This window comes from Pseudovibrio sp. Ad46, assembly GCF_001623065.1.
Taxonomy (GTDB): Bacteria; Pseudomonadota; Alphaproteobacteria; order Rhizobiales; family Stappiaceae; genus Pseudovibrio.
Genome location: NZ_LMCG01000072.1, coordinates 103,886 through 128,523 on the forward strand (window position 1 = coordinate 103,886; position 24,638 = coordinate 128,523).

A 24,638-nucleotide genomic window follows, 5' to 3' on the forward strand; every position below is an offset into this window, starting at 1 on the left:
AGACATCAGAACAGCAAAAAGCCCGGCCATCTCCCAGACCGGGCTTTTTAGTTTCAAATCAGATCAGAGCAAACTAGTGCGCCAGCACTGCCAGAAGCAGAAGAGCCACGATGTTTGTGATCTTGATCATTGGGTTCACAGCTGGACCAGCAGTGTCCTTGTAAGGATCACCAACAGTATCACCTGTAACCGCAGCTTTATGAGCTTCAGAGCCCTTACCGCCGTAATGACCGTCTTCGATGTACTTCTTGGCGTTATCCCACGCACCGCCACCAGCGGTCATGGATAGCGCAACAAACAGCCCTGTCACAATAACACCAAGCAGCATAGCGCCCAGGGATGCGAAGGCATTTGCTTTGCCAGCAATCGCTTCAATCAGGAAGTAAATGACGATTGGAGACAGCACAGGTAGCATGCTCGGAATGATCATTTCCTTGATTGCAGCCTTGGTCAGCATATCAACAGCACGGCCATAATCAGGGCGAACTTCACCCTTCATGATGCCTGGCTGTTCTTTAAACTGACGCCGAACTTCTTCAACCACAGCACCCGCTGCGCGGCCAACCGCTGTCATGGCCATACCACCAAACAGGAATGGGAGCAGACCACCAAAGAACAGGCCAACAACCACATATGGGTTAGACAGTGAGAAATCGATAGACGCCTCTGTCATCCCCTTGAAGTAAGGGAACTGCTCAGAATTTGCCACGAAGAACTTCAGATCTTCCGTGTAAGCCGTAAACAGCACCAGAGCACCAAGACCGGCAGACCCAATCGCGTAGCCCTTGGTCACAGCCTTTGTGGTGTTGCCAACAGCATCCAGCGCATCAGTCGTGTCGCGCACTTCCGCAGGCAGGTCTGCCATTTCAGCAATACCACCGGCGTTGTCCGTGACTGGACCAAACGCATCAAGCGCCACAACCATACCAGCCAGCGCCAGCATCGTTGTCACTGCAATGGCAATACCGAACAGACCAGCAAGCTGATACGTGACGATAATACCGGCAATGATCACCAATGCAGGAAGCGCGGTGGATTCCATGGAAACCGCAAGACCCTGAATAACGTTGGTACCGTGACCCGTTTCAGAGGCACGGGCAATCGCCTGTACAGGACGGAAGTTGGTACCGGTGTAGTATTCAGTGATCCAGATAATCAGACCTGTCACCACAAGACCGGAAACACCGCAGAAGAACAGATCCAGCGGCGTAAAGCTAACGCCATTGCTCTGCGTCAACACTGTATCCATACCGCCGAAGACCCAGTAGGTCAGCGGATATAGGATGATCAGTGAAACAATTGCAGTCGCGATGAAGCCCTTATAGAGCGCACCCATAATGGAGTTGGACGCACCAAGGCGCACGAAGAACGTACCGATGATGGATGCCACAGAGCAAACACCACAGATCAGCATCGGATACAGCATTGCAGACTGCAAATCAGCTGTACCTGCAAAGTAGATCGCTGCAAGAACCATCGTCGCAACAAGCGTCACGGCGTAGGTCTCAAACAAGTCAGCAGCCATACCTGCACAGTCGCCAACGTTGTCGCCAACGTTATCTGCGATTGTTGCCGGGTTACGTGGATCATCCTCAGGAATGCCAGCCTCAACTTTACCAACAAGGTCACCACCAACATCAGCACCTTTTGTAAAGATGCCGCCGCCAAGACGGGCGAAGATGGAAATCAAAGAAGCACCAAACCCAAGAGCTACAAGCGCATCAATCACAGTACGTGATGTTGGATCAATGCCCATAGGTCCGGTGAGGATCAGATAGTAAACGGCAACGCCTAAAAGAGCGAGACCGGCAACGAACATCCCGGTAATGGCGCCGGAACGGAATGCAATAGAGAGCCCTGCCCCAAGGCTCTGGCTTGCAGCTTGTGCAGTGCGAACGTTTGCCCGTACGGAGACGAGCATTCCAATAAATCCTGCGGCGCCGGAAAGAACGGCACCGATAACAAATCCAATAGCTACGGTGATAGACAGCAAGTAAGCGACGATGGCGAAGATAACCACGCCAACAATTGCAACACTGGTGTACTGACGAGTGAGGTATGCTTGCGCACCCTCTTGAATGGCACCAGCGATTTCCTGCATTTTCGCAGACCCGGTGTCAGCAGCCATCACGCTGCGAATTGCCCAGATGCCGTAAACGACAGAGAGCAAACCGCACGCGATGGTAACGATAAGTTCAGTCATATTTCCTCCCCTAAGGGTACCCTGCTACTTATGTGTGTGTTCGTAGCAAAATCCGCACTGCAATTGTGTAAATTAACGAACACAGTGACGGTATATACCTGTCACTATCCGTCAAGTTGCTTTTGCGTGGTAGTGGAAGGAAACACGTATGTTGAAAGGAGAGAAACTACTTGGAATTATTCAAACTTTAACTTCCCGTTTTTCAGTAAACATCAGTGAGACAACAAGAAATAGACATAAGATAACGAACGGGAACACCATTAGGTTGACAGTTTCCCAACCAAACACGTTTAACAATTTCCCTGAGGAAAACGAGGCAGTTGCGACTAAACCAAAGACGAAGAAGTCATTTACGGACTGGACTCTGTTTTGTTCTTCTGGTCGGTAAGTTTGTGTCAGCAATGCAGACGCTCCGACGAAAGAAAAGTTCCAGCCAAGACCAAGTAAAATCAGGGAACTCCAGAAAATCCAACGCTCTAGTCCCGTAAGGCCAACCAGCGCGCACACCGCATAAAGCAAGAATCCGGTGCCAATTACAGCTCCATGACCGAATCGGTTGATCAAACTACCCGTAATAAAACTAGGTGCAAACATGGCAATCACGTGCCACTGGATGCCAAGAGCTGCATCTGAGTTCGTCAACCCGCAAGCAACCATGGCGAGCGGAGCAGACGTCATGATCAGATTCATGATCGCGTAACTGATCATTCCACAACCAACAGCCACAAAGAACTTTTGTTGCTTCAAAATCTCTAAAAGCGGACGTCCACGTTCATGCTTTTCCAACTTCGGTGGCAAAGGTATTTCCAAAAACGCCACAAAAAACAAACCGATAAGCATCAAAACCGCTTGCGCAAGGTAGGTTCCGACAAAAAGGAAGGGCTCAAACATGCCCTGTGTCAGAATAACGGTCTGCGGACCAACCACACCAGCAAGAATACCACCGGTCAAAACCCAGGAAATGGCCTTAGGTTTGAAAGCAGGGCTGGCCGTATCAGCAGCAGCAAAACGCGCCTGCTGGGTAAAGGCCATAACAAAACCACTGCCGAGTGTGGAAACGCAAAGCAGCGTAAAACTGCCAAGGTAGGCAGCGTAGGCAGCAACCAAGGCAAACAGCACACCAAACAGCAGCGCACCAACAAGCCCTGCCCGGCGTCCAAAACTGCGCATGATCATGCCAGCAGGCAACGTCCCGATGGCTGTTCCAAGCACAAAAGCAGTAACAGGCAGTGTTGCCAGAGACTTGTCGTCAACCAACAAAACTGAAGCAAGAATAGATGTGGTTGCAAAAATGATAGGAGGAACACCACCAGCAAACGACTGGGCAAGCGCCAAAAGCAGCGCATTGCGCTTTGCCAATCCGTCATCAATCAACGGAGCCGCCAGAGTATTTGCCATAATGTAAACTTTCAAAGAAATCAGGAAGGAACCGACAGCCTAATCAATTCCACGTAATGAGCAACCACAGAGCTCACCAGATCATCTGTAACTTCGGGAGATATACGCACAACTCGATGAGAATACGTCATGCAAGGCAGCTATTGTCGATTATAACGGCAAACCCAACACAATGCGTCTTGCAATCCCTGCAACGAACATCAGGCCCCACCACAAAAGCAGTGATTTTCCAATGTGGTAGGAAATCAAACGACTTCTGGTCCGTCTTTGGCGTTTTAACGTCGTTGCAGCGGGAACTTTCCGCAACTTAACAACCAAGTAAAGCAATGAAATAACGAATGTTATAAAATAGATAGCCGACTCCATCTGAGTACCCTAGCAAAAATAAGGCTCAGGTCGAGACCACTAATCAAAAATGCTTGAACCCGTCAGCCCCGTGAAGTGCATAGGTCTCGCCATTCAGGCTCAAAGCAATCTCTTTCTTGGAAACATCAGCAGCACCCAGCACGCCAATCTGAACACAGCGCAAACCAGCTTCCTGAAGTGCCACTTCAAAAGCCTCTGCATTCTCAGGCATCACGGCAGCAAGAATCTCGTAGTCATCCCCTCCCGTAATCGCTGTTTCAAGGAAGGCAGCATCCTTTGCAATCATTGCAGATGCAGCGTCAGACAGAGGAACAGTCTCCAGCTTCACGGATGCCTGTACTTGCGACGTCCGGCACATGTGGCCTAGATCAGCAACCAACCCGTCAGACACATCCATCGCCGCAACAGCATAATCACGAAGCGCTTGAGCAGCACCAACACGAGGCTGCGGCAGCAAATAACGGTTTAGAAGGAAATCACGCTGCTCAGCAGAAAGCTCAAGCTTATCTGCGAGTGCTTCATCCAACCGCAGCTGCAAGCCAAGTGCAGCATCACCAATGGTGCCAGTCACATAGAGCAATGCACCAGCAACAGCCTCATTGCGCCGAACCACCTGCCCCGTTGGAACCTGACCAAACGCGGTGATGGAAAGCAGCGGGCCTTGCGGGCAGGAAATCGTATCACCGCCAAGAAGGTCAATCTGGAACTGATCCTGAACCAGCTTCAAACCGCGGCAAAACTCGGCAACCCACTCTTCACTGATGTCTTTGGAAAGACCAAGGCCCAGCAGATATCCCTTAGGCTCAGCACCTTTTGCCGCCAGATCTGAAAGGTTTACACCAAGCGCTTTTTGCGCGACTTCAAAGGGAGGGTCGTTTTCAAAAAAATGAACCCCTGCCATCAGCATGTCTTTGGTTACAACCAAATCACATCCGGTGTCAGGGGCAAATACAGCAGCATCATCTTGCAGATGCACAGCACCCGCGCTGGTGGCGAGCGGCGCAAAATAGCGCTCAATAAGCGAGAACTCTCCCGGTCTGGAACTGGCAGCTCTCTCGCTCATTTTTTAGTCTTCGAATTCAGACTGACGCAGCTCGCGAGCCAGACGGTTCATAATACCGTTGACCAGACGTGCCTCATCTCCATCATAGAAGGACTTCGTCACATCAATGTATTCATTGATGATAACGCGGGCCGGAACGTCTTTTTTACGCAAAAACTCAGCACAGCCAACACGAAGGATCGCACGCAAAGTGGTGTCGATACGCTTCAGTGGCCAATCTTCAGAAAGCGCTGTGTGAATGCGAGGGTCAATACGCAACTGATCCTCAAACACCGCCTGCACCAGATCACGGAACCATGCCGGATCCGCATCACGGTACTGGTCGCCATCCACTTCCTGACCAAGCCGGTAAGCTTCATACTCATTCAGCACATCATTCAAACGCGCACCAGTGATTTCCATCTGATACACAGCCTGAACAGCAGCCAATCGAGCAACCCCGCGCTTATTCGCGGGTTTCACTTCGGCGTTTTTCTTGTTGTTTTCCGTTGTCATCCTAAACCTTACACACCGAACCGGTCGCGCACGTCAATCATAGCAAGACAAGCTTCAGCAGCACCGCCGCCCTTGTTCTTTTTAGAAACGCTTGCGCGCGCCCATGCCTGATCATCATTCTCAACTGTCTGGATGCCGTTACCAACTGCAACGTTTGCATCCACAGAAAGATCCATGATCGCACGAGCCGACTCGTTAGAAACGATGTCGTAATGGGTTGTTTCACCGCGAATTACAACACCGAGCAATACAAAACCGTCATAATCTGCGTCGCCATTTTCCATTGCGGTTAACGCCATGGAAAGCGCAGCAGGAATTTCGAGCACACCTGGCACAGCCAGTCGAGAGATTTTCGCTCCTTCACGGTCCAGCACATCTGAAGCACCTTCATAAAGGGCATCAGCCAGATCTTCGTAAAACCGTGCTTCAATAACAAGAATGTGCGGAACGGCGCTCATTTAATTTCTCCTAATGCCAACCTCATCTTTTCGCTGAGAAATCAGCAAAGATGGGTTAAGGCCACGGGTACGGACAGTACCCACGTATGTGCGCTCAGGAACCACGCCCCAAGCGAAATGTCCAGTTATTTCCTGCGGAAGATTTTGGCTATAAGGCTATTTTGCAATTTCTGCAAGGCTTGGAAACTCAGCAAGACGCGCAACGTACCGTGCCATCATGTCAACTTCCAAGTTTACCTCATCCCCCTGCGCTCTGTCGGACCATGTGGTCACCTCCAGAGTGTGTGGAATAAGGAAGACAGAAAACGTATTTCCTTCAGCCTCGTTCACCGTCAAAGAGGTGCCATCCAGCCCCACGGATCCCTTCTTCGGGATGAACCTCGCGAACTCTGGCGCACACTCAAATTTCAGATAAACGCTCTCAGGGTGTTCGGTCCGCTCAACAATGGTCGCCTTGCCATCCACATGCCCCAGAACCAGGTGACCACCCAGCTCAGCGCCCATGGAAAGGGAACGCTCCAGATTGACCCGCTTGCCCACACTCCACTCAGCAACAGTTGTCAGCGCCAGCGTTTCGGCAGCCGATTCAACCGTAAACCAGTTCTGCTCGCCATCACGACCTTTCGCGACAACAGTGTGGCAAACGCCGGAACAGGCAATAGATGCACCAATATCGATCCCGTCAGGATCGTAAACAGTACCAATTTTCGTCCGCTGACCTGCAGCAATCTGCTCCAGTTCAAGGATTGTTCCAACGTCACTAACGATGCCCGTAAACACCTAGAACCTCTCTTTTGGCGTATACCGCCACAACAGATCTTCGCCCACAGGACGCAGCATCTGCTTGTTATAACCGTCTCGCAAACTCTCCAGCCCTTCAAATCCAAAAGGCTGGATACCATCGGACCCAATCAGGTTGGCTCCCTGGAAAATCAATAGCTCATCCACCAGATCTTGCTGAAGCAGGCCGTGCGCAAGCTCCGCACCGCCCTCAACCATAATCTGGGAGAGACCATGCATGTAAAGCGCATCCAGTGCCTTATCAAGACATACCTTGCCATTTCTGAGGCAGTCATTGACGATAACTGTCACGCCTTCCCGCTCAAGCGCACTGACGCGATGATCCGGCGCATGTTCACCAATCACCACCCACAGGGAATTGATCTCTGCGTTTTGCACCAGTTTGGAGGAAAGCGGAATCCGGGCCTGACTATCAAACACCACCGGCTGCGGTGAGCGATGCGCCATGCCAGGCAGGCGCACAGAGAGCTCAGGATCGTCCTCTAAAACCGTGCCGATGCCCACAACAATGGCATCCATCTGCGCCCGCATCGCATGCACCAGCTGCCGCGACAACGGACTGGAGATCGCCACCTGTCCGGCTCCGCGCTTGCCGATATAACCATCTTTTGACACAGCCATCTTAAGCTGAACAAAAGGACGCTCATTAAGGATACGGGAGATATGACCGCGAACGGCCTGTCGGCAGTCCTTCTCTAAAATACCGATTAGAACGTCAACACCGCCCTCTTCAAGGATCTTTTTACCGCGACCAGCCACAGCAGGGTTGGGATCAGCGGTGCCATAAACAACACGCGCCACGCCAGCTGCCACAAGCGCCCGCGCACATGGACCAGTCCGGCCATAATGCGCACAAGGCTCAAGGGTCACGTAAGCTGTTGCGCCTTGAGCATGTTCACCGGCATCTTTGATGGCCAGCACTTCAGCGTGGGAGCCACCGGGAGGCAGAGTTGCACCCTGCCCCACAATCACAGGCCCATCACCAAAATCTTTTGTCAGGATTGCTCCAACAGGAGGGTTGGGCCACGTCCGGCCCTTTGCACGAATGCCATAGCTGATCGCCGCCGCCATAAAGCGTTCGTGCTCAACTCGTTCCTTTGCATCTAATGCTTTGTAACCAGACAAAGCCATCCCCCTGCCAGCACTACAGCGTATTCCCTAAAAGAAAAGCCCGATCCTCGGAGAAATTACGCAACACAACACTGCAAAAAGCCAGAGATTACGTCCGTGGCGGCATCATCAGCGGATCAACATCCGCATCGGAAAGCTCATCCAGCAGAGCCTCGAAGTCTTTGGCCTCGCGGAAATTCTTATAAACAGAAGCGAACCGCACATAAGCCACATCGTCAAGGGTTTTCAGCCCTTCCATGACCAAATGGCCAATATCTTCCGCCACAACGTCACTTTCACCAGAGCTTTCCAACTGCCGGACAAGTCCGCTCACCATACGCTCTATACGCTCAGGCTCAACAGGACGCTTGCGGGTTGCGATCAGAACAGAGCGCATCAGCTTTTCGCGATCAAAAGGAACTCGGCGTCCGTTACGCTTGATTACGGTCAGCTCGCGCAGCTGAACACGCTCAAAGGTGGTAAAACGACCACCACAAGTCTGGCAGACCCTGCGCCGACGGATAGCTGTATTATCCTCGGTCGGGCGCGAATCCTTCACCTGGGTGTCATCACCCCCGCAATATGGACAACGCATCTCGCCTGCCTCCTTACTTAAACACTAAAGAACCGCCGAAGGGTGTCCGGCGGTTCTTCTCGTTTAAATTAGTTTTTGTAGATTGGGAACCGGGCAGTAAGGGCCAGTACCTTCTCTTTGACCCGTGCTTCCACAGCTTCGTTGTCGTCAACGGAATTTGCTTTGCGCAGACCTTCCAGAACCTCGGTAATCAGCTTACCGATTTCACGGAATTCTTCCTTACCAAACCCGCGGGAAGTCCCAGCAGGTGTACCAAGGCGGATACCGGAGGTGATGGTCGGTTTCTGAGGATCAAGCGGAACACCGTTCTTGTTACAGGTGATGTTCGCACGGCCCAGAGAAATCTCTGCGTTTTTGCCGGTCAGTTCCATTGGACGCAAGTCAACCAGCATCAGGTGTGTGTCCGTACCGCCAGAAACGATATCCAGACCACCTTCAACCAGTGTCGCAGCCAGAACCTGTGCGTTTTCGACGACGTCTTTCGCGTAGGTCTTGAACTCAGGACGCAGCGCTTCACCGAAGGCTACAGCCTTACCAGCGATCACATGCATCAAAGGACCACCCTGCAGACCTGGGAAGATCGCGGAGTTGATCTTTTTCGCAATGTCAGCGTCGTTGGTCACAACCAGACCACCACGAGGACCGCGCAGGGTCTTATGGGTGGTGGATGTTGCAACATGCGCATGCGGGAACGGGCTTGGATGCTGACCACCTGCAACAAGACCTGCAAAGTGCGCCATGTCGACCCAAAGGTAAGCGCCTACTTCGTCAGCGATTGCGCGGAACGCAGCAAAATCGATCTCACGGGAGTAAGCAGAACCACCAGCAATGATGATCTTTGGCTGGTGTTCTTTAGCAAGCTCACGCACCTCATCCATGTTGATGTGGCCAGTTTCAGTGTTCAGACCGTACTGAACAGCGTTGAACCACTTGCCGGACAAGTTCGGGCGAGCGCCGTGTGTCAGGTGACCACCTGCATCAAGGCTCATACCGAGCAGAGTGTCGCCTGGTTTCGCCAAAGCAAGCAAAACAGACTGGTTGGCCTGAGAGCCGGAATTCGCCTGCACGTTAGCAAAATCACAGCCGAACAGCTCTTTTACGCGGTCGATTGCAAGACGCTCAACGATATCGACGTATTCACAACCACCGTAGTAACGGCGACCAGGATAACCCTCGGCGTATTTGTTGGTCAGGACGGAACCCTGCGCCTCAAGCACAGCGCGAGATACAATATTTTCCGAAGCGATAAGCTCAATCTCGTTCTGCTGACGAGTAAGTTCTTTATTGATTGCCTCGAGAAGCTCTGGGTCACCAGAAGCCAGGCTACCTGTAAAAAACTCTGGGTAGAGCGGCGTCGTAATTGGATTATCCGATACGGACATAGGTGGACCTCATGACAAGGTTGGAGCAACAAACTGACGAAACGTCCCAATATCGTTTCGCATTCCCATCCCGACAAGTTGTAGCTTCGGGTCCTAGCCCATTAACATATAGGGGGTAACGAACCAAGCGTTGTTCATAGGAATTGCGCAATACTATTGCTGCCATCACCCAAAATTTATGAATTACGCATCTTGAGGTTGTAATTTGCGTTCCAGCTTACGAAGTGCCAGCTGCTTCAGATGCGACTCGCTCGCATTACGAGGCCCCACAACAAACACCTCAACACCGCTCTGAGCACAAATTGCTGTCATGCGAACTGCATTTCCAACCAAACGTGTCTCAAAATAGACCTGCCCCAACTTAGACATATGGCCCCTCGCCTTGTTTCTCTCAGATTCGTAAGTTGTCTGCCGTTTTAGCAGGTAAAACGGTGCAGCACAGACATGCCCGCCGCCACATCCCCAAAAGAAAAGGGCCGCTCTGCATCTGACAGAGACGACCCTTCAAACTTGAAACTCTTGCAAACCTTACTGAGCAGAGGCCTGCGCCATCGGATCAGCACTCGCGGCGTAAAGCCCATCCTTGTCGTAGATGTCATCCCGGAAGTGAACCATACCATCGCTCAGCGCCCACGCAGTCACGTAGGACATGTGGAGTGGAATACGGCTCTTCATCTTCACATCCGTACGCTCACCTGAATTGATGGCTGCATCCACGCGGCTGCGGGTCCAGTCTGGTGTTGTCGACCCAAGCAACCATGTCACCAGCTCACGCACGTTCTGCACACGCACACAGCCGGAGGAATGGAAGCGATAGCCTTCACCGAACAAAGACTGCTCTGGCGTATCGTGCAGATACACTTGATGAGTGTTGTTGAAGTTGATCCGGATGCTGCCCATGGAGTTGCCCTCACCCGGGTCCTGCGTAAAGCGATACTGGGTCGCTTCATCCGTATTCCAGTCAATCTCCTGCCACTGCTTTTCTTTGCCATACCAGTCATAGATATGGATGTTGTTCTTCGCCAGATACTGTGGATCCTTCTGCATCTTCGGAATCAGGTCTTTCCGGATAATGCTGACAGGAACAGTCCAGTACGGATTGAAGTTCACTTCATAAATCGCAGAGCTGAGGATCGGAGACTGGCGATCCTGCTTGCCAACAACAGCGGTGTGGCGGGAGCGAACACGGCCATTCTCAACAACTTCAATACGAGCTGCCGGAATATTCACGTTCACATACGTATCTGTCACATTTTCAGCCAAAGCAGAAACGCGCTCCAGATTGGTCCGCAACTGCTGCAAACGCACCTCAACAGGCACATTCATTGCAATCACGGTCGCCCGCCCTACAACACCATCCGGTGTCAGGCCATGGCGCAACTGAAAGCGGCGAACAGCTGAAACAACATAACTGTCAAAAACCTCAGAGACACCCGCATGCTGCGCCATGTCGCCTGAAACAATCAGGCGCTGTCGCAAAGCTGCAATTGCCGGTGCGCGCATACCAATGCGCAAAACTTTCTTGGTGGAGACCTCAGGCCAACCTCCATTGAGAGCGATACGCTCATAATCGAGAATCGCATCAATCATGTACTGGCTGGTCTGCTTGGAGATAATCGGAGCCACAAAATCAATCTGCTCCAGAGAAGAAACGCCCTCATCAAAGGTGTCTTCCCATTCCGTGCCCTGACCAACGATAGGCTGTGTAGGAGCAACCGGCGCCGGCTGACTGACAGCTTGCTGAATGCTGCCATTATAGGAAAGCAGGTCTGGAACCTTCACCTGCGCCTGTGCAGACATCATACCTGCAGAAAGGCCCGTACTCACAACGAGAGCCAGAGCAAACTTGCTGCGGTTTAAAAGAGGTGCCAACACGAATAGTTTCTCCTAGCAATCAGTCATTCTGTAAGATTCCATGTAACTTGGTAAACAGAGACTTAACATGGCAAATCTACATGGCATTATCTTAGCAAACTCGCAAGACTTCAGCCAAAAATCGGGGAGGAACATCTGTTGGTGAATTAAAGAAAGTGATCGATCCCCTGAACAAATCAGAGTTGACTGCTTCTAAATTTACAATGCCAACAGCACTTTTTCAGCCCGAAAAGTGAGAGCGTGTATTCCCCACTCAATGTGACCGTTTAATGGCTAATTACTCCAAGTGGGAAAAAGGTGGTTACACAGCGAGCGTTGGTTTGCACCTAGTGCAAGAAAGCAACAATCAGCCCAACTTACTCACAGATGCCTTATCTTGAGCTGGCGCACCACCCGCAGCAATCCCGCGCAAGCGTTGCCGCAAGCCGGCCCTCATAACACGCAAAAACACCGCCCCCGGTGCATGGAAGCGGTGTTTTTTGAAAGCCCTGATATCGCCGAAAATTAAAGACGATAGAGGATTTGATCTGTCCAGAAGCGTTCCAGACGACGCAGGGACCGGTTCAGCTCTTCAAAGTTCTCGGTTGAGAGCTCACCAACCTGCTCAACAGAAAGAATATGACGACTGTAAAGGTCATCAACAATCTGAGCAATCTCGCGCCCTTTTTCCGTCAGGCTCACCCGCACAGAGCGGCGATCCATCTGGGAACGTTCGTGATTGATGTATCCGGTTTCAACGAGTTTCTTCAGATTATAAGAAACGTTGGAACCAAGATAATAACCGCGAGTACGAAGCTCGCCTGCAGTCAGCTCGGCGTCGCCAATGTTGAAAAGAAGCAGCGCCTGAACGCTGTTCACATCGGAACGACCCATCCGGTCAAACTCATCTTTAATGACGTCAAGAAGACGACGATGCAGACGCTCGATGAGCGTCAGTGCCTCGAGGTATGCAGGCTTCAGCCCTACCGTTTCTTCTTCTTGCGCCAAGACCTCAACGGCCCTGTTTGTATTGATCATCTGGTTGCGCCTCATGTCCATATTTTTCGTGCGTTCGTATTTTTATCAGCACTTGAAGCAAATTTACGCGACCGCTTCTAAGAACCGCTTAAGAGACACGATGAATTATTTCTTAATCACTAGCAAGCGTGTAGACCTTTCCGTTAACCCTCTGTTTACCCTGACTTCCGAAGCAAGTGGATGATGCCGGAGAAGTCGACGTTTTCCCCGCCATTGTTACAGTATTCCTCATAGAGCCGAGCCGCCTTTTCACCCATTGGTGTGTTAGCTCCGCTCGAATCTGCTGCCTCTTCCGCCAGTAGCAAGTCTTTCAGCATCATTGGCGCTGCAAAGCCGGGCTTATATTCATTGTTGGCTGGCGACGTCGGAACCGGTCCGGGAATCGGGCAGTAGGAGGTCAAAGACCAACACTGACCGGAGGACTTGGAGGAGATGTCGTAAAGCTTCTGTGGGTCCAGACCCAACTTTTCAGCCAAAACAAACGCCTCGCAGGTACCAATCATCGAAATACCAAGCAACATGTTGTTACAGATCTTTGCTGCCTGCCCAGCGCCAGCATCACCGGCATGAACAATCGAGGCTCCCATAATATCCAGGAGCGGCTTAGCCCGTTCAAATGCAGAATCAGGCCCACCAACCATAATGGTCAATGTGCCGTTCGCAGCACCCACAATACCTCCGGAAACCGGAGCATCGACCATGCCCATGCCAGCTTCGCTTGCTGCTTTTGCAACATCACGACTGCTGTCCACATCAATAGTCGAGCTATCGATAAACAGCGTGCCCTTTGGTGCATGCGCAAGAATTCCATCTTCGCCCGTATACACGGCACGAACATGCTTCCCTGCTGGCAGCATGGTAACAACAGCCTGAACGTCGCGAACCGCTTCAACTGCTGACGAAGCAACTTGCCCGCCCGCAGCCTGAAACGCAGTACGCGCCTCTTCAGAAAGATCTACACCGACGACTTCATGTCCGGCTTTGACAAGATTTGCAGCCATAGGGCCGCCCATATTGCCAAGACCAATAAAAGCAACGCGAAGAACAGTTTCTCCCATTGCATCCTCCCGAAAATCGCCGTCCGTCAGGATTTTGAACATTTAGAACTTGCCCCAAGCTGATCACTTAGGGTTCGCTCAGATCAATTTGACGTGAACGGCAGTTTGCAAAACAGTAAATTTCAATGAGTTACAGACCAAACTGAACTTTGGTCGATCAGGCCCGTTCCTCTCGCTCTGCAAGGTAAAGCAGAACGAGATAAAGGGCGATTGCACTGATGTAGAATACGACCTCAGTCGGACTACGACCAAAGACCATAGGAAACACGGAATACATCACCACCTGCGCCAGTGAGCGGAACAGCCACATCACTGTTCCCCAGCTGGAAAGCAGCCACAGACCAATGGCAGTCACCAGATCGAGAATAGCGAAAAAGATAATGGTAGATTGCACTTGTACGCTGACACTCTCAAACGGAGCACCATCAATCAGGCGCACACCAAGTATTGCGCCCCAGTAGCTCAGGCCCGCAAACAGCATGAAGACGGCGAGCAGCCTGACATACGCATGCAGCAAAAACTGAAAGGAGGGAACCCTCTTCATCAGCTCTACAAAAACGCCAGGCATATCTAAAGCTCCACCTTACAAATCTGCCCCAATCAAAGGCAGTAAGCCCCTTGCCCCGTTAAAATACGAGGTCCCCCCCCTTCGGTGACATAAAATGGGCCTCAACATCAACTGTTTTTATTTCATCGAGGCTTGAATGCTGCCATTTAGGGGCGTGATCCTTATCGATAATCACAGCTCGTACACCCTCATAGAAATCCTTGCCCAGCAGAATCTGCGAAACAATCCGATGCTCCATGACCATACACTCGGCCATGGAAAGCCCCGCACCGCGCCGCACCTGCTGAAAAGCAACTTCCATGCTGAGCGGTGACCGCTTGCCAATCGTTTCCAGAGCAGCAACCGCAAAGTCATCATGCTCGGAGCCCAGCAACTTGCGCAGACGGTCCACAACTTCCAGCGTGCTCTCAGCGCCAAAGCACTCATCCACCACATCCGCTTTGGCATGTAGCGGCGCAGGCCCCGGATCAAACGCATAACGCGCCAGCACAGGCTCTACGTCCTGCGCCTCACACAGCGCCTCTGCCAACGCAGCCATATCCTCAGACTTCACCGCATGGGTTAAAATGCCGGTCCAGTAGCAATCCGCTTGCCTCAACCGCTCTCCGGTCATCGCGCAGTACATGCCCGTATTCTGAGGCATCTTCGGCAGGAAGTGACTGCCGCCAACATCCGGGAAGAAACCAATCGCCGTCTCAGGCATGGCAAACATCGTCTTCTCACTGCCCACACGATACGCACCATGAACCGAGATGCCGACACCGCCGCCCATCACAATACCATCAAGCAGCGCAATCAAAGGCTTAGCGTAACTTTCCATGTAAGTGTTGAGGCGATACTCATCCGCAAAGAACGGTAGGCTCACATCAATTTTCTCAGGCCCGTTTTCGGCAACCTGACGAATATCTCCACCTGCGCAAAAGGCCTTTTCACTGTTGCTCTTAATGAGAACATGATGAACCGCATCATCAATCAGCCAGCGCTCCAGCTGCCGGTGCATCGCAACGCACATCTCATGTGTCAGCGCATTCAGCGCCTTGGGGCGATTGAGAATGATAAGACCGGCATGGCCCTTCTCTTCAAAAAGAACATCAGTAGTTTCGGACAAGACTTCCCCCGCATATTCCTGTTGCACAGCGTACCTATTCATTTTGCTAAATTTGCTCAGCGTATCTCTGAAAAGTGGCTACCGATTTTCGGATAAAGAAACGCAACATAATAGCCAAAGCAGTTCCCTCCAAGCATCTTAAGAAGAACTGCTTCAGCAACTCAAGCTTTCATCAGCTCACGCGCCACGATGACGCGCATAATCTCGTTGGTTCCTTCCAGTATCTGGTGAACCCGCAAGTCGCGCAAATGACGCTCCAGCGGATAATCCTTCAGATACCCGTAACCACCATGGATCTGCAGCGCTTCATTGACCACCTTGAAGCCCGTATCCGTCGCAAGCCGCTTGGCCATCGCCGCCATCTTGGTCGCCTGAGGGTCTTTCCGGTCCAGCAGAAACGCCGCCTTATGCAGCAGCAAACGCGCCGCTTCAAGTTCCGTCGCCATATCCGCAATCTTGAACTGCAGTGCCTGAAACTGAGCCAGCGAACGCCCAAACTGCTTGCGCTCATCCATATATTGCAAAGCCCGGTCCAGACAGAACTGCGCCCCGCCAAGCGAACAGGCCCCAATGTTCAGGCGTCCCCCATCAAGCCCGGCCATGGCAATAGAAAAGCCCTGCCCTTCTGCGCCAACCAGGTTCTCAACCGGAACACGGCAGTCTTCAAAGATCACCTGCGCCGTCGGCTGGCTGCACCAACCAAGTTTATGCTCGTTGGCCCCAAAGGACAGACCCGGCGCATCCTTCTCAACAACGATGCACGATATCCCCTTCGGCCCGTCCTCCCCCGTGCGCACCATACACACGTAAACATCAGAGACACCGCCGCCAGAGATGAAGGATTTTGAACCGTTGATCACATAATGATCACCATCCCGCACCGCCTTCGTGCGCAGCGACGCCGCATCTGATCCAGCCCCCGGCTCGGTCAGACAATAACTCGCCACCTTCTCCATGCTGCAAAGACCAGGGAGAAACTTCTGCCGAACCTCATCAGACCCAAACCGGTCCAGCATACCAGCAGCCATATTATGGATAGACAAAAACGCAGAGGTGGAAACACATCCCTTGGAGAGCTCTTCAAAGATCAATGCCCCATCAAGACGTCCCAGCTGCGAGCCGCCCACATCTTCACGCACATACAGCCCGCCCAGACCCAGCGCCGCTGCCTTGCGAAGCACATCCAGCGGGAAATGAGATTTCGCATCCCACTCTGCTGCAAAAGGCGCCATCTCCTCCTGCGCAAATCCGGCTGCCATATCCACAAAGGCACGTTGATCTTCGTTCAGTTCAAATTCCATGGAATCCGTCCTCCCGGCAAGCAGCCTCCCACAACCACCAGCCACAATATTAATGTAATTGCGTCAATCGGTAGACCCACACCAAAACTGCGTCAATTCTCGGAAAGACCAAGATAAGACCAATTGCTCAGTCAAAACAGCGCCCCGTACACAGCAACGTTCCAAAAACGCAAAGCTTTCAAACCAACGCAACAAATCGCGCAAAGCTATAATCCGCGAGTGATTCCCCGCTTGTTCCCCTCGCACTTCCAATCAACTGAGAGGATAAGTCTGTCGTCCACCGTTTAATTGCTCTGAAAGCGAAAACCTTCCCGCGATTCTAAAGAACCTCTGGAACACAAAAAGAATTTGAGTTTCATCAAGCAAACTCCCCGTGCTATCTGACATCAAATGCCCTAGTAGTTTTGAGTAAACCGACGCTCTCAGAGCTAAAGACGCCACACAACAAGTCATTCAGGTGAGTTACCATGCCGTTTGCCAATGAATCGCATTCTTCCGTAGACATGAACCAGATTTTGAACGGCCGCCGAATGCGTCGCAATCGTCACAGCGATTGGTCCCGTCGTTTGATCCGCGAAAACACAATCACCACGGACGACCTGATCTGGCCAATCTTCCTGATTGATGGCGAGAAGAAAACCGAACCAGTCACCTCCATGCCAGGCGTTGAGCGCTATTCTGTCGATATGGCAGTGCGCGCCGCTGAGCAGGCTGCGGAACTTGGCATTCCGGTTATGGCACTGTTTCCAAACACCGACCCTGATTTGCGCGACGAAATGGGCACCGAAGCGCTGAACGGCAGCAACCTGACCTGCCGCGCGCTGCAAGCCATCAAAGCAGAAGGTTTCCCCGTTGGCCTGATGACAGACGTTGCGCTGGACCCTTACACCTCTCACGGCCACGATGGCCTGATGGCGGGTGACAAGATCATCAATGATGAGACCGTAGATCAGCTGTGCCGTCAGGCCCTTATTCAGGCAGAAGCTGGCTCTGATATCATTGCACCTTCTGACATGATGGATGGCCGTATCGGTGCAATCCGCTATGCGCTGGACAATAATAACTTCGAAAACCTGCAGATCATGGCCTACTCCGCAAAGTATGCCTCTGCCTTCTATGGCCCGTTCCGCGACGCTGTTGGCTCCAACTCTAACCTGAAGGGCGACAAACGCACCTATCAGATGGACCCGGCCAACACGGACGAAGCGCTGAAAGAAGCTGAGCTGGATCTGGATGAAGGTGCAGACATGATCATGGTGAAGCCGGGAATGCCTTACCTTGATATTCTCCGCCGCATCAAAGACGCCTTCCTTGCACCAACCTACGCCTATCAGGTCTCCGGCGAATACGCCATGATCTGCGCAGCAGCGCAAAACGGCTGGATGGACAAAGACAAAGCCATGCTGGAAAGCCTGATGGCGTTTAAACGCGCTGGCGCAGATGGTGTCTTAACCTACTTTGCACCTGAACTTGCGAAAAAGCTAAACGGCAAATAAAGCCCGTAAAACAAGACACCTGCGAGAACAAAACATGCCAAAGGTGGCCTCACCTCTTCTCACCCTTTCAAAGATTGAAGAGGCTGCAAACAACATCAAAGGCGCGGTGATATCAACACCGCTCCTGCCAGCCGCTCAACTGGATGCCATCACTGGCGCCACTGTTTTCGTCAAATACGAAAACATGCAGGCCACCAATGCCTTCAAAGAGCGCGGCGCCCTGAACAAGCTGCTTCACCTGACAGATGAAGAGAAAAGCCGCGGCGTAATCGCCATGTCCGCTGGCAATCACGCACAAGCTGTGGCTCTTCATGCACAACGTCTTGGCATCCCGGCACTCATCGTCATGCCTAACGGCACGCCCTACGTAAAGGTGGAGGCAACCAAAGCCTTTGGCGCCAAAGTCGTTCTTGCTGGTGAAACCGTAGACGATGCCAAGAACGAAGCTGACCGCCTTTCTGAAAAACACGGCTACATCTGGGTGCATCCGTTTGATGATCTGGAAGTCATCGCAGGCCAAGGCACAATCGCCCTTGAAATGCTAAAGGCCCAGCCAGATCTGGACACGCTGATCGTACCAATCGGCGGTGGTGGAATGATCTCCGGCATCGCAGTCGCAGCCAAAGCGATCAAGCCGGATATCGAGATCATCGGTGTTGAAAGCGAGCTCTACCCGTCCATGTATGCTGCCCTGCGCAACCAACCTATGGAATGCGGCGGCAACTCTCTGGCAGAGGGTATCGCGGTCAAAGTGCCCGGCACGTATACCCAGCAGCTGGTCAAGCAATATGTCGACGATATTCTGCTCGTCAGCGAAAGCCAGATAGAGGAAGCCATCAACATCTTCCTCACCCGCCTGAAAACGGTGGCCGAAGGGGCTGGCGCTGCAGGGCTTGCAGCCATCTGCGCTCATCCAAAACGATTTAAAGGCAAAAAGGTTGGACTTGTCCTCTGCGGAGGCAACATCAATCCCCGCCTGCTAGCATCCATCGCACTTCGCCAGCTGGTGCGCCTAGGCAACATCATACACATTCGCTGCAACATCCCGGACCGTCCGGGCATCCTCGGCGAGATCTCAACAACGATCGGTCAGTTGGGCGGCAACATTCTGGAAGTGTCTCATCATCGCCTCTTCCTTGACGTTTCCGTAAAAGGCGCGACGCTGGACGTGGCCATTGAGACCCGTGACAACCAGCATGCGAAGGAAATTATCGCCGCACTGGAAGCCGGAGATATTCACGTCTCCCATCTATCTTCCGGCGAGATGCGATTCTAGGGCTATTCCCACTCGCAAACTGCAATTGAGATCAGCACCTGCGCCGAACACCACGTTCGCGCAGATGTCTGAGTGGCAGCCCGCGCAAAATTATCCTCTCTTTGCCAGATTCTACAAAAATAGTTTGCTACCCCCGCTTGAAACTTGAAAATAGCACACCCAATTCTACTGAGAGACGCTGGGGAATGCCCCCGGCACAGTTGAACCTGACAGAGGCAAAAATGAGCCAAGAAGTGAGCGCGCACCCGAACATCTATTATGATCCCTATCTTAATCCTCAGCTGTTTGACGGCGTGCGGAAAAAACGGATCTTTGCGTGCATCATCGATATTATCGCGATCACCGTTCTTTCCGGCATCGCTTACTTTGTCGTCGGCTTCCTCGGCATCCTGACACTCGGCCTTGCATGGCTGTTATTCCCAGCAATCTGGCCACTTGTTGCCCTAGCCTACACTGCGTTTTCACTGGGTGGGTTTAACTCGGCAACACCAGGTATGCGTGCGTTTGGCTTGGAAATGCGCCTTAGCAACGGCGGACGTCCATATCCGCTCTATGCAGCAATCCACGTCCTGCTCTTTTATTTCTCAGTAACAATACTCAGCCCTTTTGTCCTCATAGTCTCATTGTTTAGTGACCAAAAGCGCCTGCTCCATGATATCGTGCTTGGTGCCGTTATTATGAATTCCCCGGTGGATAGTCTGCATCGATAACAAACCAATGATGCAACGTGCAGTGACGAACCTGCCTGGACCCTCTAATAACGTGTGAAAGTGTAGCACGAGCGGGGACGCGCATGGAGAACCTGAACATACCGATGATCCTGACCTTTGCGATCATCGGATTCACGATTATCCTTTATGCGCTCGAACGCATCGCCATCGAAATCGTAGCACTGGGCTCTATTGTTGCCCTCATGCTGCTGTTCATGGTTTTCCCCCAGACATTGAATGGAACGCCAATCAGGCCGGAGGATTTTCTCTCCGGCTTTTCCAATCAAGCGCTGATCACAGTGATCTGCTTGCTGATTGTCGGCCAAGGCCTCTTCCAGACAGACGCCCTCGACAAGCCCGCTCAGGCAATCCTGCGCATATCAAAACAGCGCCGCTGGCTGGCAACCGGGCCCCTTCTTCTCACCGTGGGCATCGTCAGCGCATTTTTGAACAACACACCCGTTGTTGTCATCACGCTGCCAATTTTGACCACCGTCGCAGCTGCGCATAACACCTCTTCCTCTCGTTTTCTCATGCCCCTCTCGTTCATTACGATCCTGGGCGGCATGACAACGATGATCGGCTCCTCCACCAACCTGCTCGTAGCCAATGTCGCCAACGCAACCGGTGAAGTCCGTATCAATTTCTTCACCTTCACCGCATTTGGCTCCATTCTCGCAGCCGTCGGTGCTGTTTATGTTTTGGTGATTTTGCCGCGTCTGCTCAAACCTCGCCAGACCATGGCAGAGGAGTTCACCGGCAAGGATGGTCGCCAGTTTATCGCACAGATTCCAATAGTTTACGGCCATCCTCTGGTGGGAGAAAAGGCTGTCGCAGGCATGTTCCCAGCGCTTAAGGAAATGACGGTTCGCCTGATCCAGCGCGGCGAACGCCCGCTCCTGCCGCCCTTTGAAGACGTTCAGCTGCAGCCCGGCGATACAGTAATTGTTGCCGCAACTCGTGACACCCTCACCCGCGCTATTAGCCAACGCCACCCACTCCTTCCGGCAGATGCAAACGAGAGCCCGACCAGCGAAGCAGAACACGCCTCTCCATCCGGCACGCTCACTCTTGCAGAAGCAGTTATTGCGCCCGGCTCCCGCCTGATTGGCCGCACGCTCTCCATGACAAGTTTCCACGCCGACACCGGCTGTGTTGTCACCGGATTACAGCGTCGCAGCCGCATGCCACGCATGCCAATGACCGATATCCGTATGGAATCTGGGGACGTTTTGCTGATTGCCGGTAACCGGGAAGAGATTAACCGCCTGCGCGGAAACCGCGATGTTCTGCTCATGGACTGGTCAGCAACCGAACTGCCACAACGACAATATGCCCGTCGCGCATTGGCAATCTTCGTCGCCATGATCACCTTAGCAGTGTCTGGTGTCGTGCCAATTGTGGTGGCATCAATCGCAGCAACCCTCGCCATGATCATGTGCGGTTGCCTCAACATCCGCCAGACACTCCGCACGATCGACAGCCGAATATTCATGCTGATCGGCGCCTCCATTGCCGCCTCCCTCGCTCTGGAAGCGACGGGGGGTGATAATGCCATTGCACAGACATTGCTCAACATTGCTGACGGCAGATCTCCAGCCTTTGTCCTCTCGCTTCTCTTTGCCGTTGTTGCGGTTTTAACCAACTTACTAAGCAACAACGCTACAGCGGTGCTCTTCACGCCCATCGCAATCGAGATGGCTCACAGGACAGGCGTGCCCGTAGAACCCTTCATCGTCTGCCTGATTTTTGCAGCAAACTGTTCATTTGCAACACCAATCGGCTATCAGACAAACCTCATCGTAATGGGCCCAGGTCACTACCGTTTCTCAGATTTTCTCTTCGCCGGCACACCTCTTGCCATAATCATATGGTTGACCTTCTCAATTGTCGCTCCTTACTATTATAATCTGTAAGGCGAAAAGAGGATAAATAAGAGAAAGGGACACTCTAGGTGACACGGCAAGCCTATGATAACCCGCAGTTTTATCTGACTGCCCCTACGGATTGCCCCTACCTGCCAGATCGTAAAGAACGTAAAGTCTTCACGCATCTTGTCGGGCCCAATGCTCCTGCGCTCAATGACGTCCTCACACAAGGCGGCTTCCGTCGCTCGCAAAACATCGCCTATCGTCCAGCCTGCGAAGACTGCCGCGCCTGCGTTTCAATCCGCGTCTGCGCACAAGAGTTTCAATGGACGAAGTCTTTGAAGCGTGTCTGGAAAGACAATCAGGATCTGATAGGAACAGAACTTCCACCCGGCCCATCAACAGAGCAATACGATCTGTTCCATGAATACTTAAGTGCCCGCCACACCAACGGCGGCATGACAGAGATGTCCCCAACCGACTATTCCATGATGGTGGAAGATACACACGTAGAGACAGCCCTCATTGAATACCGGCGCAGAGGCCCAAACTCCTTCATATCCGGCGAAGGCGAAGGACCGCTGATTGGTGTCGCGCTAACAGATCGCCTTTGCGATGGCCTGTCCATGGTCTACTCGTTCTTCGACCATAACGAGACCACCAGAAGCCTCGGCACCTATATGATTCTGGAACACATTGCCCGTGCACAGCACCTTGGTCTGCCCTACGTATACTTGGGATACTGGGTTCAGGGGTCTCCAAAGATGACTTACAAAGAACGCTTCAAGCCACAAGAGCACCTTGGTGCACAAGGCTGGGAAAAGCAGAAATGATATCCCCCTCTCAAATCTGAAGAGATTTCAGATAGTCCTGAACGCGCAGGAATACCGACGTAAACTCTTCAGCAGTAATACGCCGCGTGTTTACGTTGTACTGCGAACAATGGAAGCTGGAAAACATTCTGAGAGAAGGCGTAAGCTGAATTTCACAAGCATGCGCAAAAGGGTAGTCACGAAGCCTCAGCTCAAAGGCTTTGAGCAGCTCTTCATGTGCCGTCCGCCCCACAGCCACAACAACCCTCGTCGTATCACTAACCAACAGAGAATCCAGAAAGAATTCGCGACACATCCGGATCTCAGCAGGCTTCGGCGCATTCTTCGGCGGCATGCACTTCACCACATTGGTAATGCGCACATCAATCGGCTCGATCCCGAGCTCAGGCTCCGCCTCATTCTTGTAAGCAGCAAAACCACTCGCCGTCAGCGCACCATTCAGCATCTCACCTGAAAAATCACCAAAGAATGGAATACCCGTACGGTTCCCCCCTTTGTGCCCAGGCGCCAACCCAACAACAATAAGAGAGGCATCAACTGGACCAAAATCCAGCACCGGCGCATTGTGCCAGTCAGGATGAAGCGCGCGCAACTCCTCCCTATACGCAACAAGCCGGGAACAGAGTGCACACTCTCTCCCCGGCTCCTGCAAACTTTCGATACCGTGACGAACCTTAGTAGTCGTCATCTCCGATCTCATCATCCTCTTCTTCAACACGAGGTGGACGTTCACTTGGGTCACGTCCAACACGCTGCATCAGCGTAGACAATTCAATGAAGTGATCAGCCTGACGGCGCAGGTCATCAGCAATCATTGGAGGTTGCGTCTGAAGTGTAGAAACAACAGAAACTTTACGGCCACGACGCTGCAGCGCCTCAACCAGAGAACGGAAGTCACCATCACCAGAGAACAGTACAATATGGTCAACATGGTCAATAAGCTGCATGGCGTCTACAGCCAGCTCGATGTCCATATTGCCCTTAATTTTGCGACGTCCTGCAGAATCCACGAATTCCTTTACAGGTTTGGTAACAACTTTATAGCCATTGTAGTCCAGCCAATCGATCAGAGGTCGAATGGAGGAATACTCCTGCTCTTCCACCAACGCTGTGTAATAGTAAGCGCGTAGCAGGTAGCCCTTTGATTGGAATTCTTTCAAGAGACGCTTGTAATCGATATCGAAGCCAATAGCTTTCGCTGTCGAATAAAGGTTCGCTCCATCAATGAATAAAGCAATCTTTTCGCGGGGATCAAACATATTATTTTTAGCCTTTCCGCTGCACAGACGCGTAAGTCAGTAACTTGTTATAAGCAATCACTTTCTGGGCATGCCTGTTTGCTGTCGTGACATGCCTAGAATGTATGCCATTCTAATTGACCCGGTTGCACTCTACGTTAAATCGAATACGCATTCGTTACGGACAAACATAAAACCTTGCCCCTCAGCATATATATTGCATTGGCCTAGTTAATATTGGACCAATGCGGTTCGATTCACCGGCCAGAAACTAAAACAAGATGAATGAAATTTACAGATGTCATCTTGCATAAATTAACAGGAACCCACTAAATATTCCCAGTTTATATTATAGATCCAAGTTAGCTTAGAAACAAACCACCGGATATAGATACTAAAGGTTCCAATAGAAACAAGGT

The 24,638-nt window shown here is 52.0% G+C and carries 23 protein-coding genes; 5 read left to right on the forward strand and 18 right to left on the reverse strand.

The window, feature by feature from the left end:
* Window positions 1-73: 73 nt before the first annotated feature.
* The 16 genes from PsAD46_RS20180 to PsAD46_RS20255 form a co-directional block, all read right to left on the reverse strand.
* Window positions 74-2,203 (reverse strand): sodium-translocating pyrophosphatase, encoded by a 2,130-nt coding sequence (locus PsAD46_RS20180; protein WP_063291616.1) that lies wholly within the window; start codon window positions 2,201-2,203, stop codon window positions 74-76.
* Between the two features lie 180 nt (window positions 2,204-2,383).
* On the reverse strand, window positions 2,384-3,601 hold the full coding sequence (locus tag PsAD46_RS20185) for an MFS transporter (RefSeq protein WP_063307727.1): 1,218 nt from the start codon (window positions 3,599-3,601) through the stop codon (window positions 2,384-2,386).
* A gap of 409 nt (window positions 3,602-4,010) precedes the next feature.
* Window positions 4,011-5,030 (reverse strand): thiamine-phosphate kinase, encoded by a 1,020-nt coding sequence (thiL, locus tag PsAD46_RS20190; RefSeq protein ID WP_063307728.1) that lies wholly within the window; start codon window positions 5,028-5,030, stop codon window positions 4,011-4,013.
* 3 nt (window positions 5,031-5,033) lie between these two features.
* The gene (gene nusB, locus PsAD46_RS20195) at window positions 5,034-5,525 is read right to left on the reverse strand and encodes a transcription antitermination factor NusB (RefSeq protein WP_057464298.1); all 492 of its coding nucleotides are present in this window, start codon (window positions 5,523-5,525) and stop codon (window positions 5,034-5,036) included.
* An 8-nt stretch (window positions 5,526-5,533) separates the two neighbouring features.
* Window positions 5,534-5,983 (reverse strand): 6,7-dimethyl-8-ribityllumazine synthase, encoded by a 450-nt coding sequence (gene ribH, locus PsAD46_RS20200; protein ID WP_057464297.1) that lies wholly within the window; start codon window positions 5,981-5,983, stop codon window positions 5,534-5,536.
* A 156-nt stretch (window positions 5,984-6,139) separates the two neighbouring features.
* Window positions 6,140-6,763, reverse strand: a complete 624-nt coding sequence (locus PsAD46_RS20205) for a riboflavin synthase (protein WP_063289206.1) — start codon at window positions 6,761-6,763, stop codon at window positions 6,140-6,142.
* On the reverse strand, window positions 6,764-7,909 hold the full coding sequence (gene ribD, locus PsAD46_RS20210) for a bifunctional diaminohydroxyphosphoribosylaminopyrimidine deaminase/5-amino-6-(5-phosphoribosylamino)uracil reductase RibD (protein ID WP_063289381.1): 1,146 nt from the start codon (window positions 7,907-7,909) through the stop codon (window positions 6,764-6,766).
* Between the two features lie 94 nt (window positions 7,910-8,003).
* A complete protein-coding gene (gene nrdR, locus PsAD46_RS20215; protein WP_057464295.1) occupies window positions 8,004-8,489 on the reverse strand; it encodes a transcriptional regulator NrdR in 486 nt (161 codons plus the stop codon).
* 68 nt (window positions 8,490-8,557) lie between these two features.
* Complete coding sequence (glyA, locus tag PsAD46_RS20220) at window positions 8,558-9,871, reverse strand: serine hydroxymethyltransferase (protein ID WP_057464294.1); 1,314 nt, start codon at window positions 9,869-9,871, stop codon at window positions 8,558-8,560.
* A gap of 183 nt (window positions 9,872-10,054) precedes the next feature.
* Window positions 10,055-10,240 carry a serine hydroxymethyltransferase gene (locus tag PsAD46_RS20225; RefSeq protein WP_063307729.1) on the reverse strand — a complete coding sequence of 62 codons (186 nt, stop codon included), beginning with the start codon at window positions 10,238-10,240 and terminating at the stop codon, window positions 10,055-10,057.
* A gap of 159 nt (window positions 10,241-10,399) precedes the next feature.
* The gene (locus tag PsAD46_RS20230; protein ID WP_063307730.1) at window positions 10,400-11,746 is read right to left on the reverse strand and encodes a L,D-transpeptidase family protein; all 1,347 of its coding nucleotides are present in this window, start codon (window positions 11,744-11,746) and stop codon (window positions 10,400-10,402) included.
* A gap of 504 nt (window positions 11,747-12,250) precedes the next feature.
* A complete protein-coding gene (locus tag PsAD46_RS20235) occupies window positions 12,251-12,763 on the reverse strand; it encodes a winged helix DNA-binding protein (RefSeq protein WP_057464291.1) in 513 nt (170 codons plus the stop codon).
* Between the two features lie 155 nt (window positions 12,764-12,918).
* On the reverse strand, window positions 12,919-13,821 hold the full coding sequence (gene mmsB, locus PsAD46_RS20240) for a 3-hydroxyisobutyrate dehydrogenase (protein WP_063307747.1): 903 nt from the start codon (window positions 13,819-13,821) through the stop codon (window positions 12,919-12,921).
* A 157-nt stretch (window positions 13,822-13,978) separates the two neighbouring features.
* Window positions 13,979-14,389 (reverse strand): DUF6163 family protein, encoded by a 411-nt coding sequence (locus PsAD46_RS20245; protein WP_063307731.1) that lies wholly within the window; start codon window positions 14,387-14,389, stop codon window positions 13,979-13,981.
* A 58-nt stretch (window positions 14,390-14,447) separates the two neighbouring features.
* Entirely contained in the window at window positions 14,448-15,497 is a 1,050-nt protein-coding gene (locus PsAD46_RS20250; protein ID WP_244273231.1) for an enoyl-CoA hydratase/isomerase family protein, read from the reverse strand.
* A 161-nt stretch (window positions 15,498-15,658) separates the two neighbouring features.
* The gene (locus PsAD46_RS20255; protein WP_063307732.1) at window positions 15,659-16,798 is read right to left on the reverse strand and encodes an isobutyryl-CoA dehydrogenase; all 1,140 of its coding nucleotides are present in this window, start codon (window positions 16,796-16,798) and stop codon (window positions 15,659-15,661) included.
* A gap of 467 nt (window positions 16,799-17,265) precedes the next feature.
* On the opposite strand from PsAD46_RS20255, the gene hemB reads away from it, so the two are divergent.
* From hemB to PsAD46_RS20280, 5 genes are all read left to right on the forward strand, one after another.
* Window positions 17,266-18,294 (forward strand): porphobilinogen synthase, encoded by a 1,029-nt coding sequence (gene hemB, locus PsAD46_RS20260; RefSeq protein ID WP_063307733.1) that lies wholly within the window; start codon window positions 17,266-17,268, stop codon window positions 18,292-18,294.
* Between the two features lie 34 nt (window positions 18,295-18,328).
* Window positions 18,329-19,570, forward strand: a complete 1,242-nt coding sequence (locus PsAD46_RS20265) for a threonine ammonia-lyase (RefSeq protein ID WP_063307734.1) — start codon at window positions 18,329-18,331, stop codon at window positions 19,568-19,570.
* 200 nt (window positions 19,571-19,770) lie between these two features.
* The gene (locus tag PsAD46_RS20270; RefSeq protein WP_057464442.1) at window positions 19,771-20,280 is read left to right on the forward strand and encodes an RDD family protein; all 510 of its coding nucleotides are present in this window, start codon (window positions 19,771-19,773) and stop codon (window positions 20,278-20,280) included.
* An 83-nt stretch (window positions 20,281-20,363) separates the two neighbouring features.
* Window positions 20,364-22,196 (forward strand): SLC13 family permease, encoded by a 1,833-nt coding sequence (locus PsAD46_RS20275; protein ID WP_057464287.1) that lies wholly within the window; start codon window positions 20,364-20,366, stop codon window positions 22,194-22,196.
* A 38-nt stretch (window positions 22,197-22,234) separates the two neighbouring features.
* The gene (locus tag PsAD46_RS20280; RefSeq protein WP_063289211.1) at window positions 22,235-22,981 is read left to right on the forward strand and encodes an arginyltransferase; all 747 of its coding nucleotides are present in this window, start codon (window positions 22,235-22,237) and stop codon (window positions 22,979-22,981) included.
* Between the two features lie 10 nt (window positions 22,982-22,991).
* On the opposite strand, the gene PsAD46_RS20285 is transcribed toward PsAD46_RS20280, so the two are convergent.
* The gene (locus PsAD46_RS20285; RefSeq protein ID WP_208981946.1) at window positions 22,992-23,669 is read right to left on the reverse strand and encodes a uracil-DNA glycosylase; all 678 of its coding nucleotides are present in this window, start codon (window positions 23,667-23,669) and stop codon (window positions 22,992-22,994) included.
* A complete protein-coding gene (locus PsAD46_RS20290) occupies window positions 23,656-24,240 on the reverse strand; it encodes an NYN domain-containing protein (RefSeq protein WP_057464284.1) in 585 nt (194 codons plus the stop codon). Before PsAD46_RS20290 ends, PsAD46_RS20285 begins: the two co-directional genes overlap by 14 nt.
* Window positions 24,241-24,638 lie beyond the last annotated feature (398 nt).

Bases quoted from the DNA above. Each gene is read 5' to 3' on its own strand.
- ribH (WP_057464297.1), bottom strand. From the start codon at position 5,983: ATGAGCGCCGTTCCGCACATTCTTGTTATTGAAGCACGGTTTTACGAA.
- PsAD46_RS20275 (WP_057464287.1), top strand. From the start codon at position 20,364: ATGGAGAACCTGAACATACCGATGATCCTGACCTTTGCGATCATCGGA.
- PsAD46_RS20180 (WP_063291616.1), bottom strand. From the start codon at position 2,203: ATGACTGAACTTATCGTTACCATCGCGTGCGGTTTGCTCTCTGTCGTT.
- PsAD46_RS20185 (WP_063307727.1), bottom strand. From the start codon at position 3,601: ATGGCAAATACTCTGGCGGCTCCGTTGATTGATGACGGATTGGCAAAG.
- mmsB (WP_063307747.1), bottom strand. From the start codon at position 13,821: ATGGGAGAAACTGTTCTTCGCGTTGCTTTTATTGGTCTTGGCAATATG.
- PsAD46_RS20255 (WP_063307732.1), bottom strand. From the start codon at position 16,798: ATGGAATTTGAACTGAACGAAGATCAACGTGCCTTTGTGGATATGGCA.
- PsAD46_RS20245 (WP_063307731.1), bottom strand. From the start codon at position 14,389: ATGCCTGGCGTTTTTGTAGAGCTGATGAAGAGGGTTCCCTCCTTTCAG.
- nusB (WP_057464298.1), bottom strand. From the start codon at position 5,525: ATGACAACGGAAAACAACAAGAAAAACGCCGAAGTGAAACCCGCGAAT.
- PsAD46_RS20265 (WP_063307734.1), top strand. From the start codon at position 18,329: ATGCCAAAGGTGGCCTCACCTCTTCTCACCCTTTCAAAGATTGAAGAG.
- PsAD46_RS20285 (WP_208981946.1), bottom strand. From the start codon at position 23,669: ATGACGACTACTAAGGTTCGTCACGGTATCGAAAGTTTGCAGGAGCCG.
- thiL (WP_063307728.1), bottom strand. From the start codon at position 5,030: ATGAGCGAGAGAGCTGCCAGTTCCAGACCGGGAGAGTTCTCGCTTATT.
- glyA (WP_057464294.1), bottom strand. From the start codon at position 9,871: ATGTCCGTATCGGATAATCCAATTACGACGCCGCTCTACCCAGAGTTT.
- PsAD46_RS20290 (WP_057464284.1), bottom strand. From the start codon at position 24,240: ATGTTTGATCCCCGCGAAAAGATTGCTTTATTCATTGATGGAGCGAAC.
- PsAD46_RS20225 (WP_063307729.1), bottom strand. From the start codon at position 10,240: ATGTCTAAGTTGGGGCAGGTCTATTTTGAGACACGTTTGGTTGGAAAT.
- PsAD46_RS20235 (WP_057464291.1), bottom strand. From the start codon at position 12,763: ATGATCAATACAAACAGGGCCGTTGAGGTCTTGGCGCAAGAAGAAGAA.
- hemB (WP_063307733.1), top strand. From the start codon at position 17,266: ATGCCGTTTGCCAATGAATCGCATTCTTCCGTAGACATGAACCAGATT.
- nrdR (WP_057464295.1), bottom strand. From the start codon at position 8,489: ATGCGTTGTCCATATTGCGGGGGTGATGACACCCAGGTGAAGGATTCG.